We start from the raw sequence: 12,339 nt of genomic DNA on the forward strand, positions 1-12,339 counted from the left end.
GCACCTGACCTCGAACCGCGAAAAGGCAGTCCAAGCCCTCGACTGGACGAAAGCGAATTCAAAAAGCGTTTCCTGAGCCAGTTCAAGGATCGGGCGTATGCAACCCTGGAAGAGGAGCTCGGCAAAGTCGCCGCGGCTGCCTGGGATGCTTACGCCAATTCACGAAAGAGCCCGATAACTAAAAAGGCGGGACCCGGCTTTGCCGATCCCGACTATGATATTGCCCTCGATTGGCTTTCGGCGAGAGACGAAATCCGCGCTGCCCAAGCGCGGTTCGAGGACAAGACCGCGCCATTGCGTGTTCTTCTCATCAACGGCTCGTCACGAAGCGAACATACCTGTCCGGGCGAGCTTTCGAAAAGTTTTCGAATGGTCGATATCGCCAAAGACGTGTTTGCCGCTGCCGGCGTCGTCGTCAACGTCCTCGATCTCAGTCGCATCGCTTCCGAATACGGCAGGCAGATTCATCCGTGCAAGGCGTGCTTCTCGACATCGGCCGCGCTCTGTCATTGGCCGTGCTCCTGCTACCCGAACTATTCCCTCGGACAGATCCACGATTGGATGAACGACATCTATCCGATGTGGGTCGAGGCACATGGCATCATGATCGTGAGCCCGGTCAACTGGTACCAGACGCCATCGCCGATGAAACTGATGATCGACCGGCTTGTCTGCGCCGATGGCGGCAACCCAGATCCAACAAGCACGCATGGCAAACATGCCAAAGAGGCCAAGGAGCTTGAGATGCAGGGGTGGGACTATCCCCGCCATCTTTCAGGCCGCCTGTTTTCGGTCGTCGTCCACGGCGACACGGAAGGGGTAGAGAGTGTCCGTCGCAGCGTCTCGAACTGGCTGACGTCGATGGACCTCATCCCGGCAGGACCGTTAGCCGAAGTCGAACGTTACATAGGTTATTGGGAGCCCTACGCCACCAGCCACGATGCCTTTGAAAGAGACAGAGCCTTTCAGGAGGAGGTGCGCAATGCCGCCCGAACCCTTTTGGAAGGCATTGTGTCACGACGGCAACGGCAAGATGGTAGCGGCAGGAAGGCGGTTGAAGCCACCACGTGAGAAGTGAGCGACCGGATTGGCGGACTGGCTTTGGCGAGATTTATATTCTTGATGGAGACCAAGTCGGACGGATCTCGAGTTTAGAAATTTCCAATGTCCAGGATTTGAGAGAGCTGCCGGGATGATAAAGCTGGATCGAATTCAACGCCTACAGCAGTTCCCAGCACGAGATCATCGATATTGTCCTCACTGCGCAGGTGTCGCCGGGCAAAGGCGCGTAACGCCGGGATCAGTTCGACAATCTCCAACTCGATCGAGAGATTTTTTCAACTGGACGCGGGACGTAGTGAAGATAAGGACGTCATTCTTTCTCTCGGAAGGAAAGGAAAGTCCCGCACTTCCTAATCTTGCCGTGCGGTATCGGACAAACGTGTCGTTTTCGCTTATCGGCCTTTCCCACAACGACAGCACGCTCAAAGACCAAGGGCTTTGCAGGAAGCGGACACGATCCGAATTCCAATCGGCAATCGGGCCAAAAATCGTTTCTGCGCGATGCCGCACCGTATTGAGAACGTTCACATTATTCGGCGATCCGCAAAACAACCTGCCAAAGCTGGTGAAAAATAATGAAGTTAGGAACAACAAGTGTCGGCAATTGTTTGGACTGTCGCCGACTGAAGCCTTTAAGTCGGTCTCGTCTGGCCGGATTGAGATGATGCCTCCAACACCGGCGGGTCATCTCCGCGCTTTAATGTTCGACCCTGCGAGAGCATATTTCCCAACATGCCATAGGAGGACTAAATGGCAACCGAGAAAACGCTGAACGATCTGTTCCTCGAGACGCTCAAGGACATTTACTATGCCGAAAAACAGATCTTAAAGGCGCTGCCGAAGATGGCCCGCGCCGCCCAGTCGGAGGAGGGCAAAGCCGGTTTTCTGCAGCATCGTGACGAGACCCAAGCCCAGATCGAACGTCTGGAACAGGTTTTTGAAATCATCGGCAAGCCGGCGCGCGGAAAGACCTGCGAAGCCATTCAGGGCATCATTGCCGAAGCTGATGAGATCATGGACGAGTTCAAGGGAACGGTTGCCCTGGATGCCGGTCTGATCTCTTCAGCGCAGGCCGTCGAGCACTACGAGATCGCCCGCTATGGCACATTGATCGCATGGGCCAAACAACTCGGTCTTAAGGACGCAATCCCGCTGCTGCAGGCAACGCTTGCGGAAGAAGAAGCGACCGATAAGAAACTGACGCAGCTTGCCGAGTCCTCTGCAAACGCCAAGGGAAAGCGGGCAGCTTGAAATCTTGACATATTAAACGGCCGCCGCAGGGCGGCCGTGCTGACGTTCCGCAGCCCGACGGCGGACGCAGAACGAAGCGGCCCAGATGATCAGCATGGACGACCGACTATCATGGGATAATGCCGGATGAGTTCCGATATGAGCGTAATCAATTTTGACAGAATCCGCGACACGCAGGAACGGCCCGACGCTCAGTTCGTCCGCAAGGATGAGCACGGAAAAGCAATGTATCTGTTCGCACTGGAATACAAGATCGGCACATCGATGTGGTCTGCCCAGATATGGGCCTATTCATTTGAAGATGCCGAAATGCGCGTGAAGGCGATGCGTGAGAGCCTCACGGTCTGCGGCCAGCTTCATGCGTCGATACGAGCTTAGCCGACTGAGACGCGATCGATCACGGTGGACACCTGCCCCCTGGATCGTTAAGCCGAGAGCGGTTGCCGGCTGGTCGGCGATGAGACAGCTTGCTTGCAAGCCAGCCCCATGCGATGATGACATGACACACTAGTGCATCCCATGGAAAACTGGTGCGGGTGATCGTTGTAAGGGTTTTTGGAGTTGTGAAGACACACCCTCTCCAGCAGCCGAATGACCTCGGCCGCGATGGATTATCAGCGCCTCGCGGATCTGCCTACCTAGCTGGAAAACCGGATTAAGGCTGGTCAGCGGGCTCCTGAAAGATCAGGCCAACTTTACTGCCTCGAATGAGCCGCATCTGCTCTTCATGAAGCGCCAGCGAATCCTTGCCGCAAAGCAGCACTTGCCCTCGACTCTGCTCGCATATCGCGGCAAAAGCTGAATGGCGGCCAGCAAAGTCACGCCCTTTCCGGAGCCGGAATCGCCCACGACGGCAAGAGTTTCACCGGCGGCAATATCGAGGTCGATCCCCTTGACGAAGCGTCGCCAGTCTGTTGTTCGAGAGGGTGCTTCCGATTGACAGAGCAGTCGTCGGCCCAAGCACATCTACGATCTTCGTTGAACGATCCAATCCGACTGATTGAAGCGCCAACGCCTATGTAAGATTCAAGATAAATGCGACCTTAGAGTACGTGATCTCGGTTGCCAGGACCATGGGCTCGAACACGCGTCCACCACGGCCAGAGATGCCACAGTCCAATCAGGACAAGAGCGGTGCTTGCTGCAGTAATATGGGCGAGAATTTGACTTTCGGAGATTTTGCCAATCACAACATGTACATCCGCAGCCAGGCCAAGCGCCAGAAACACAGTGGCCGCGAGTAACAAACGACTCGCTACATCATAAACTTCTGGGACATCGGCGCCGTTGTGGACGATGCGATGGTATGCTGCAGGTGCCATCAAGAGTATCGTTGTAAGCGCGACCGAACCAAGCGCCACACAATGAGGCGCTTTTGCAGAACCAGCGAGGTCATTAAACCCGCTCGTCAGCGCGATTGCGAGCTGGAAACCCAGCAGCGCTTGCGCGCCTGGTAATACGACGCGCGCTTCCGTCAATACATAATCGATCTTAGCGGCGGTCGGCGTCTTTTCATCAGAGGTAACCATGTCTGCATCTCCATGGCGTTGACGAAATAGCATGGGTCCGTACCACAGCCCGAGCGCTGAGAGGCCGCATGCGATACCAGCGGTCAGTCCGACCCATGTGCCGAGGCCGCGGCTAGGGGCGACCCCAAGATCCAGGCCGAGCGCCAAGGCGAAGGGGGCGAGCGTCAACATAGATACGCGCGTGATAAAGTCGTTAAAACGTTGCGTTGCTTCTCCTCGCTCCACGACCCGATGGCGCGCGCTTGGCGCGATTAGGAGTCCCACGATGACCACCATGACGCAGAGCACGATGGCCCCGATCTCCTTCTCGTATAGGCTGAGAGAAGGACGCGCGTTCTGGAACGGCCCATGAAACTGAAACCCAAGCAAGATTTGCGCGCCCAACATCAGCATTCGCAATTCATCCAGAGCTGTCTTGGTTTTATCAGGCAAAGGCATCCCGCGCGACCTATGTTCTTCTGCGCGAACGCGATTTCATTGCGCCGCAGCTTGACAATTGGACGAAAAATGCTCCAGCGGATCGGAGCTTCGGACCCGGCAGCGTAGATCGACGTGACAGTGTCTGCAATACGACCATAAGGTCGCCACTTGATTGGGCCATTCTGGCTCGGTCGACGGCTATCTCGATCCTTTCGAAAACCGCGTCTGCGCTTTCGTCGCCCGAATGTGAGCTGGTGAGGATACTCCAAGAGCAGAGTTATTCGACGTATCATGATCGCAGTCGGCTCGGTACATTGGCGGTTTTCTGGATTGGAGAACCAGTTTGTGCCGGGTCGCCATGTAACCGATTATTCATGAAGTATCGACAAACGCACTCTGTCGAGGCTGCCGCCGCGAAAGCGTCTACCAGCCGGGCCATTGCTTACCGCCTCGATAAAGAGACGCGTCTTCCAGAGCAAAACGCCACGCGGACGTCGTGGCCCCGATCCACTTGAGCCCATATCCGATTCCGAGTTTGTCCCGCTCGTCAAGGCAGCACCCGGCATCCGCGCCGACGCCGTTTACAATAGCTTCAATGAAGTAGTCCCTCAATTGTGAATTCGATTGGACGCACCACCTAAGAGCATCCGGTCGCCTCAGCGCCAGGACAGCTGGTCCTTCGGTAGCCGACCGCTTGGATCGACCACCGTTACCTTGTGCGGAAGCTCCGCGCCCCAGTCCCAGAGCACGAGGTTCTTGTCATCGCCCTCGGCTCCGGGCGCGAAGCTCGGAACAATAATACCTGAAACGCCTTGAGGTCGCAGGCGATCGTAAATCGCCCACGACGCCGGCCGATCTCCCATACTGAGCGCCGTAGCCCATGCACAGGCCATATCCTCCAATGCGACGTTGAATTCTACCCTTCTCTCTTCTACCGTCAGGTCCACGACATGGTCGCAATCGACCTCGTAGGAGCAGAGCACACACGGATCGATCCGATGAGCAAACCCCTGATTGGCCTCCTTCACAGCCGTCATGATGCTCAGGCCCAAATATAGCGCTGGCACACCCTTGGGATTGAAACGCGCACCCCTTATCGCCGCTCCATCACCGGAGATCGGCTTGAATGCCCAACGAGGATCATGCGCCCGATCGCAGGTTCCCACGCACCTCCAGCAAAACCGCCGAGGGCCATATGATCGAGGTATTCGCGAACCGCAGCTGCCTTGCCGTCTTTCACGAGCGATTCGGCGGTGCGCCCGCCGAATGCCGGAAGCGGATGGGCCCGATACCAGGCCATAGCCTGCTCTTTACCGCCCGCCCATTCTGTAACGCGGCTGATGATCTCGAGCATTTCACGCAGGCGACCTTGGGTTTTGGCCGTGCCGCTGCGCTCCACCCGATAGAGCGTCTCCCGTGCAAGTCCTGCCGTTTCTGCGAGCTGGGTCTTGGACATGCCGAACCCGTCCGCGAGCCGATCGACTATGATCCTACCAGACCTATCCATATACGATAGAACCAGCGGTCCATTTTGCATTGCAACCTTCATGGTCCCGGCCATCGCCATCACCTTGCCACATCCAATGCCATATATTTCGTACAGAATATATGACCTCTCCGCGCGCAATGCAACCTCCGAACAATTGCCGGCAAAGGCTCCTGAAACGCATGCTTGAAGGATTATCGCGTGATTCAGCGCCGCTCACGCCCGCCATCAAACGCCAGATGCGACGACGATCGGCGGTCGAGCCCGTCATCGGACACCTGAAGAGCTAACGCAGTCGTTGGCTAACACGGTGATGCCGTTAATGCCGTTCTGGCGGCCGCCATGGTTGCTTTTAGGTTTGTTAGCAGCACTACTCTTCACGTTCCAGAGCCGGCCAATCCGGCATCTGCCTGCTTGAAAACGAGCCGTTTACGATCGGCTACTTCGGACATGTCGAATAAGCACCGTGCAGTGGCAGGTCTCAGCCTCGTGCAGCAGGGGCACATCTCAATCCCGCTGCACTCCGGCGGTTCGGCCCGATCATTCTGGGCGTTAATGGCGCAATAGGAATCATGTTAATTCCCTGTTCCGCAAGGGGCTAGTTTTCCAGCCACGTGTTAAAGCCGTCTCGCGCAGAGCATCAACGATTTCCACGATGGTGGCCTCATTAAGATGCTTGAGTGGCAGGGTTCCTGCGATGAGAACGATCTTCCCGGTCCTCATGTCAACTATCGACTAAGTCGAGTCCGGGTCACGTCTTGCATAGTAGGGCCGGGATCTGCGCATAATCATATTGGCTCCTTCAATCGAAGTTTCCAAGTTCTGCCCAGCGTGTGGCAATCGAGTGCCAACTTGCTGGATTCGATCTCGAACATGTCGCTGCTGGCAGCCTCTTTCACCGAAATCCTCGCTTCGGTGCTGCCCAGGCCGCCAAAAGGAAGACGCAGATCACTCGAACGAAAGCCAGGAAAGCAGGATTTCGAGAAGGTGGGCCATAGGATGGCTGGTCCAGGTGAACCGCGAAGGAGCCGGTCAATTCCATCGTGCTGGAACTTCGCCCTGGGATGTCGGTTAATCCACAGTCGCACAGTGTGCGGTCGCAAGCCACGGAGGTCGAATTGAATACAGCCAACCTGCAGCTCGAAGGTTTTATTATGGCCGTCGCCGCTCTTTCGGACATGCTTGTTGCCAAAGGCGTCGTCACTCATCAAGAATTGTCCGCTGCCCTTGGGCAGGCCGAGAGGGCCGTCGAACAGGACGATGAACACGATCTTTCGGACTCGAACCGTGCGGCGACGCTTTTTCCAATCCGCGTTCTGCTCCTGGCCAACGAGGCTTCCCAGCGTGGCAAGAAGTTCGCGTTCTCTGATTACGCGGAACTCGTCGGAAGGCTGACCTGACGAATTGGAGGCGTTGGAACTGGAAGATGGTCGACGTGCCGGTGGTCCACCGGCTTTGCATCGGAAGATGTGGTCCGACATCACTCAGCGTGCCGCGGCAGCCGCGTGATGGTAATAGAGCATACAATGTTGAAGGCCGCACGTGCGCGCGGCCAACTTTTCATGTTCCATGGCCATGCGGTTTTGCATGTCCGTGAGTCCGCATGTAACGCTCGTCCAATGCCGCGATCAGCGCTTCAGCTTTCTCCCCGGCACCGATCTTCAGCAATTCATCAATCTTGGCTTCCATGCGGTCATCGTTTTCCTTCGAGGAAGGCGAGCCGACGTAGAGGAAATAGGCAAGGCCCACCACTTGCCAGAGCAACTGCAGGAATTCCGACTGCCAGTTTTCCAACGTGTCTCTACCAACCTGGATGAGATACGCCGACAACTCGGGCGACTCACCATGCTGGGCAGCCTCATCCACGAAGGCGAACCAACCCAGGATCCAGTGACCCGAGATCGTGATGAGGAAAAAGGCGGCCGTGATATAGGCGTATCCATAACGCTTCATCGTCAAGGCTCCCAAATTGCGATTTGAGGAAATGCCTTACGTTGTCTTAATGTTCCGCAATGACGCTTGAGGCGAGGTCAGCGGGAAAATCAAATAAGATCGTGATCTTCGAGCGCAACGTCTGGGCTGACTCTACGGGCCAGCAACCTTCAGGGTGGATGTCGAAAAGTTCGCAAAATGGCGACAGCATAGACGATTTTGTCGGTCTGACGGAGAACGGTCGTCGGCCTCCGCACGTTGAGAGCCTCCGTTCCTAATCGGCCAAGATTGCCGCAACACACGCTCCACCGCGTTGCCTGCGCTCCCAGCTGTGAGCACTGCATCGATTTTCAGCCAGCGAAACGAGACTGCATCAGTAACGGGGTCGGATCCTAGTTCCCTCCACTCTCGATGTCGCTGTAGGACTAGGCCAACATGGCAGCTTCAATACTGGCAGCGATGAAGGCGTCGCTAGCAAAATCGGGCGATTCTTTGCGCTCGACAGCAGCGGCACAGATGCGCAGAGCGCTCAGATACTGGGGACTGTTCGTCGTTGGCCATCGATGTTTAAGATACTCGACTGCGGCCACGGGGCCGAAAATCGGTTCGCTGAAACCGTTTCCTGCTCTGACATTCACTGGTGCACTCCAAAATATCTGGGAGAACTTTCTTGCCTCGATGCTCATCGTGGGCGCCTCCTGAAGTCTAATTGCCGAACTATCAGGGGATTGGAACGTTCCACCCGAAAATCGAAGTGGGGCATTGATGTTGCGCGCGATTTTGCACAGCAGCCAGATCGGTGCTACGTCAGGATTCTTCGTTTTCGGGAACTCGCTGAGGTCTTGGGCTCTCGACGCCGCCGACCGATTTCAAGAAGGGAATCGCGGTGACCCTGGGCCCGAAATGTTGCGGCCGCACAAAAACCCGCGGGAATGGCGGCCTCACCGTCTGAACCGAAAAACACCGCGCCGTGATGCACATGACGACGGCGGCCGTGAGACCGCCATGGTGTATCCAAGGCATATCGGCTCGACTGGAGCCCGCGGAACCGCGGGCCGTCCAAATCCATCAAATGATCGTTTACTTCGCGTTCTTGTGGCTCTGCTGACCGGCTTTGACATGCTGTTCGTGGGAACCGCCTTGCTTTCCGGACGAAGAAGACTTCCGAGACGAAGAGCTGGATGCGCTCTTTTCGCCCTTGCCCGAGCTACTCCCCTGCCTGTTTTCATTTGGTGCCATGGGTGTTCCTCCATCGAGACCGTGATTGGCCACGCTATCTAACCTCGGTCAGCACTGTCGGTTCCACGCATCACATCCTGTGTAGTGACGACAAAAGAATCGCACGGCCCGCGCTCTTGTTACCTTCTGACGCGCGTCGAGAACGCAAGTTACACCGATATCAAAAGTCTGAAGCTCGATGACAAGGCGATTTGGATGGCGTTGGCCCCTGATGGCCATTCCAAAAAGAAGGATTGAGGCCTTCGGCGCCTTCGACATGTTCTCGATCAATCCCATTGCGAGGATGATTATGGCGGCGACGATCCCCTCCTAATGAAACTCTTTCTCCCCAGACGCTACAGCCGAGTAAATGAATCCGCCCGTCTCGAGCTGATGAGTTCATCAATTCGTCTGAGGCCGCGGTGGCACGTTATCATTGTCCCATCATAAAGCGGGACTTGGATCGCAGCCTCACCGGTCGCAGCTTTTATGGCAGATCACGAAACCTTCTATCAAGCGTTTGAAAAGATGATCCGGACAACTCATACATGTCGGCCTGGTGATCCTGCTCGCGACCACCTCCACAGGGAAACGCACGCAGACTTTTACAGGCGACAGGCAGTCCCCATCATTCAGGCGCGATCCTCATATGCGTGGATGCGGTTCTTAAGGATAAAAACTCGTCGCACTCCGCTCGGTAATTTCGCGTGACCAGAGTGAAGAGATCGAGCAGATGAATGCGGTCAAAGCTCGCCTTAATGATCTCGACTGATTGCCTTCAGTACGGCGCTAAGCGGCTGGATGAAAGAAGGCGCGAATTTCGCTGCACCTTTTGCGGTTGAGTGCGTTGAGGTGATCTGGATTGAGCATTTCTCTCGCTCGCCCCATAAACGCGGACTCGCGTCACGTGGATTGAACCCCGCGCTTGATCGCAGGCGTGATCTCGCTGTCGTGGAATGCCTTTATAATCATCAGGGCGCGGAGTTTCGGCGTGAACTCCTCGCCGGGAACCGTGGTGAACTTCACATGAGCTTGCGCAAATACTGCCAGTGGCTGTTCACACGGCCACTGGCAAAACACATCTCAGGCCCGAGGTATCTCCCAGCTCAAGTTTGCCGTTCGAAAACTCACTGAGTAGCCAGGGCCGGAAGCTGCACCTTCCTGACGGGCGGCGGATTCCATTTTCCGATCAGCGCTTCGGATTTCGGAGCGTACATGCGCATCGTCAGAGTGAACGCTCCTTTCGGCGTAGGTAGCCAGTTGGCCTCCTTATCCGGACCGGGGGACTCGTTTTGAATGTAGAGATCGAGCGAGCCATCGGCGTTGTGTGTGAACGGCATCCAGCTACTGACTGCAAAACGTTCGAGGCTGTTACCAACCTGAAATCCGGCTGCATCGTAGAGCGTGATCGACCAGAAAGCGTTGACGGGCGGCATGGCATTCCTTTCGAACGCTATGGTGTATTTATTCGCGCCATCGAGAGGCTGTCCTGACTCGTCGGCGAGATTGAGAGGGTAGATGGCATCCTCCGGCAGATTCGCGCCAAGGCCTTGCTGCGCAACAATGGCCCGCTTCAAATAGTAGTTGCCGTATGCTCCCATTGTATCGGTGTTCATCGACCAGCCGTTTTCTACCCTTGCCAATGTCGCCAGCTTCCATTCCATCAGTCTCTGGGCGACTTGCGGCGCGCTTTCCAAGGCTTTCTGCACGGTCGGATCGAGCTTGCTCATGTCAAAGCTCTTGCCGGGCTCGATGCCGATCTTCTTCATCTCCGCGAGGATCGGTTGATCGGTCAGGTGGGGCGGCTCGACCTTGAGCAGTTCGGCTGCATATGCGAAATATTTGCCAGCGTCCATCGTATCGACCTGGGTCTTTGGCGGTGTCTTCATGTCGACGCTGGGGTCGATTTTAACCTCAACCGGCTTCGCTGACTTACCCCAGTCCGACAGGAGCGTAACCTTGTATCCCGCTTGGATCTTGTGCACGGCATCGTAGTCAGCCGGGCCGTCGGTCTTTGTCCGGCCGATAACCCAGACATGTGTCGTCGGCGCTTCAATTCGCTGGGTGTTCTCGGGGAGCTTGAACTCCTCAATGAACTTGTCGCGCAAGTCGGGTCTCCAGCCCGGCGGCGTGACAAGGTATGTCCCTGCGGTTGTGCCCGTCGTCCGCCAACCCGGCGACGCAAAAACATCCGTCCACATGTCCAGCATCGGGAGTAGGTAATAGCGTCCGTCGGTATCCGGAGCACTGATCACCACCGGCTCCTTCGTCATGTCGAGCCACGCGGAGGAATACAGCGTGTCGAAGTTGGGCCGAACCACGCCCTTGAAATCCGCCGGAGGATACTCGGGAACGTTGGTGAAGACGTTCATCGGACCCTTCCCGAATTCCTTGCCAGGTTCGACGTTTGTGAATGTCTTTCGGCTGATGTCCATGGACAACAGCGGGTAGAAATACACATAGGCGTCCACTGCAATGGAGTGCGCCTCTGCCTCAGTAAGAGCGGGCTGCGCGGCTTGTGACAGCGCTGCCTGCCCGAGGGCCGAGCATAAAAGAAGTCCTAAGGACAGTCCGATCACGTGCCTGTTCATGATGTTCTCCCGCTGCTTTGATTGATGGCTCATGTGGGTGATGCCAACGCCGGACAACCTTCTCGTAGAGGTCCGTAATAGCAAGTATGTTACTGTAATACACGGCGATCGACTGCCTCCTGAGTGCCCGTCCTTTTGCGCGGCCGAAGTATCATGGATGCCGGTGCCGTCTGCGCGCGTAACGAGCGGTCGAGGATTCCATTTTGGACGACAGATTGTGTTGGATCAGGCCGCGCTTTCGGCGCAGTTGCTTTTGATGAAGTTGAAGGGCATCAGAGCGTCGACAGCGCGCTGAGGCAAATTCGGTGAGGACGTGGCGCAGCCATGTTAACGGCTCGACGCCACAGGCGCGGCAGGTCAGCATCAGGCTGTAGACGATGGCGCTGGCCTTGGCTCCGTCGACAGTATCGCTGAATAGCCAACTCTTTCTGCCAGTGGCAAAAATTCTGATGTCACGCTCCAGAAGATTGTTGTCGATCGGCATCCTGCCATCTTCGGTGTAGCGCGGTATAGGTTACGGCATCGCCGAGCTTGCTGTCAGGCAGGACCATTGGCTTGATTTCGTCGAGCCAATCCTTGAGAGCATTGAGGACGGGCACGCTGTGTTGCTGGCGGAAGCGGCGAATGCGGTCGGCCTGCGTTTCACCATCCTCGGGTTTTCTGTCCCGCGCTTGCCTTTCAACCCGATAGAGCTGCTCGAAGAACCGGAGCGCCTGTTCCGGCGATCCACCACCCGCCTTTCTGGCCTTGAAGGCCTCGACGAAGCGGCGTCTGGAATGGGCCATGCATCCCAGATGAGTTGCCCCACCCCGTGTGCGCCCGGCGGGGTAGCCACCGCTCTTCAATATGC

10 protein-coding genes and 6 pseudogenes are annotated in these 12,339 nt (G+C 56.4%); 6 read left to right on the forward strand and 10 right to left on the reverse strand.

Annotation, left to right across the window (positions count from 1 at the left end; all coding sequences use genetic code 11):
- A pseudogene (locus C9413_RS17640) lies at positions 1 to 1,078 on the forward strand (flavodoxin family protein); the annotation flags it as partial.
- 144 nt (positions 1,079 to 1,222) lie between these two features.
- Here C9413_RS17640 and C9413_RS33450 read toward each other — a convergent pair.
- Positions 1,223 to 1,325, reverse strand: a pseudogene (locus tag C9413_RS33450) (RNA polymerase sigma factor); the annotation flags it as partial.
- 487 nt (positions 1,326 to 1,812) lie between these two features.
- Here C9413_RS33450 and C9413_RS17645 point away from each other — a divergent pair.
- Both C9413_RS17645 and C9413_RS17650 read left to right on the forward strand, forming a co-directional pair.
- Entirely contained in the window at positions 1,813 to 2,313 is a 501-nt protein-coding gene (locus C9413_RS17645) for a ferritin-like domain-containing protein (RefSeq protein WP_039845982.1), read from the forward strand.
- 138 nt (positions 2,314 to 2,451) lie between these two features.
- Positions 2,452 to 2,691, forward strand: a complete 240-nt coding sequence (locus tag C9413_RS17650) for a hypothetical protein (protein ID WP_039846966.1) — start codon at positions 2,452 to 2,454, stop codon at positions 2,689 to 2,691.
- A gap of 665 nt (positions 2,692 to 3,356) precedes the next feature.
- Here the strand turns inward: C9413_RS17650 and C9413_RS17655 are convergent.
- On the reverse strand, positions 3,357 to 4,280 hold the full coding sequence (locus C9413_RS17655; RefSeq protein WP_170250693.1) for a DUF6328 family protein: 924 nt from the start codon (positions 4,278 to 4,280) through the stop codon (positions 3,357 to 3,359).
- Positions 4,281 to 4,636: 356 nt separating this feature from the next.
- Between C9413_RS17655 and C9413_RS17660 the strand changes: the two are divergent.
- Positions 4,637 to 4,850: pseudogene (locus C9413_RS17660) on the forward strand (IS21 family transposase); the annotation flags it as partial.
- A gap of 68 nt (positions 4,851 to 4,918) precedes the next feature.
- Here the strand turns inward: C9413_RS17660 and C9413_RS17665 are convergent.
- Together C9413_RS17665 and C9413_RS17670 are read right to left on the reverse strand one after the other, a co-directional pair.
- Positions 4,919 to 5,428, reverse strand: coding sequence for an RES family NAD+ phosphorylase (locus tag C9413_RS17665; RefSeq protein ID WP_170250694.1), 510 nt, complete (start codon positions 5,426 to 5,428; stop codon positions 4,919 to 4,921).
- Positions 5,429 to 5,436: 8 nt separating this feature from the next.
- Positions 5,437 to 5,823 (reverse strand): annotated as a pseudogene (locus C9413_RS17670) (antitoxin Xre/MbcA/ParS toxin-binding domain-containing protein); the annotation flags it as partial.
- Positions 5,824 to 5,963: 140 nt separating this feature from the next.
- Here C9413_RS17670 and C9413_RS17675 point away from each other — a divergent pair.
- A pseudogene (locus C9413_RS17675) lies at positions 5,964 to 6,166 on the forward strand (IS5/IS1182 family transposase); the annotation flags it as partial.
- 700 nt (positions 6,167 to 6,866) lie between these two features.
- On the forward strand, positions 6,867 to 7,148 hold the full coding sequence (locus C9413_RS33455; RefSeq protein ID WP_039846968.1) for a hypothetical protein: 282 nt from the start codon (positions 6,867 to 6,869) through the stop codon (positions 7,146 to 7,148).
- A 160-nt stretch (positions 7,149 to 7,308) separates the two neighbouring features.
- On the opposite strand, the gene C9413_RS17685 is transcribed toward C9413_RS33455, so the two are convergent.
- The 6 genes and pseudogenes from C9413_RS17685 to C9413_RS33465 form a co-directional block, all read right to left on the reverse strand.
- Positions 7,309 to 7,701: a DUF6766 family protein gene (locus C9413_RS17685; protein WP_039845986.1), complete on the reverse strand. Its 393-nt coding sequence runs from the start codon at positions 7,699 to 7,701 to the stop codon at positions 7,309 to 7,311.
- Positions 7,702 to 8,105: 404 nt separating this feature from the next.
- Positions 8,106 to 8,366, reverse strand: coding sequence for a DUF982 domain-containing protein (locus tag C9413_RS17690; RefSeq protein ID WP_039845988.1), 261 nt, complete (start codon positions 8,364 to 8,366; stop codon positions 8,106 to 8,108).
- 1,435 nt (positions 8,367 to 9,801) lie between these two features.
- Positions 9,802 to 9,924, reverse strand: coding sequence for a hypothetical protein (locus tag C9413_RS34240; protein WP_267285069.1), 123 nt, complete (start codon positions 9,922 to 9,924; stop codon positions 9,802 to 9,804).
- Between the two features lie 101 nt (positions 9,925 to 10,025).
- Complete coding sequence (locus C9413_RS17695; protein WP_039845989.1) at positions 10,026 to 11,489, reverse strand: DUF1254 domain-containing protein; 1,464 nt, start codon at positions 11,487 to 11,489, stop codon at positions 10,026 to 10,028.
- 151 nt (positions 11,490 to 11,640) lie between these two features.
- A complete protein-coding gene (locus C9413_RS33460; RefSeq protein WP_246703775.1) occupies positions 11,641 to 11,853 on the reverse strand; it encodes a transposase domain-containing protein in 213 nt (70 codons plus the stop codon).
- Positions 11,762 to 12,274 (reverse strand): annotated as a pseudogene (locus tag C9413_RS33465) (transposase). Before C9413_RS33465 ends, C9413_RS33460 begins: the two are co-directional and overlap by 92 nt.
- Between the last annotated feature and the right edge of the window lie 65 nt (positions 12,275 to 12,339).

The organism is Rhizobium sp. SEMIA 4085, assembly GCF_013004495.1.
Classification (GTDB): domain Bacteria; phylum Pseudomonadota; class Alphaproteobacteria; order Rhizobiales; family Rhizobiaceae; genus Rhizobium; species Rhizobium gallicum.

What these genes read in the sequence shown, in the direction of transcription:
- C9413_RS17695 (WP_039845989.1), bottom strand. Translation starts at nt 11,489, where the DNA reads ATGAACAGGCACGTGATCGGACTGTCCTTAGGACTTCTTTTATGCTCG.
- C9413_RS17650 (WP_039846966.1), top strand. Translation starts at nt 2,452, where the DNA reads ATGAGCGTAATCAATTTTGACAGAATCCGCGACACGCAGGAACGGCCC.
- C9413_RS17645 (WP_039845982.1), top strand. Translation starts at nt 1,813, where the DNA reads ATGGCAACCGAGAAAACGCTGAACGATCTGTTCCTCGAGACGCTCAAG.
- C9413_RS17685 (WP_039845986.1), bottom strand. Translation starts at nt 7,701, where the DNA reads ATGAAGCGTTATGGATACGCCTATATCACGGCCGCCTTTTTCCTCATC.
- C9413_RS17690 (WP_039845988.1), bottom strand. Translation starts at nt 8,366, where the DNA reads ATGAGCATCGAGGCAAGAAAGTTCTCCCAGATATTTTGGAGTGCACCA.
- C9413_RS17655 (WP_170250693.1), bottom strand. Translation starts at nt 4,280, where the DNA reads ATGCCTTTGCCTGATAAAACCAAGACAGCTCTGGATGAATTGCGAATG.
- C9413_RS33460 (WP_246703775.1), bottom strand. Translation starts at nt 11,853, where the DNA reads ATGCTGACCTGCCGCGCCTGTGGCGTCGAGCCGTTAACATGGCTGCGC.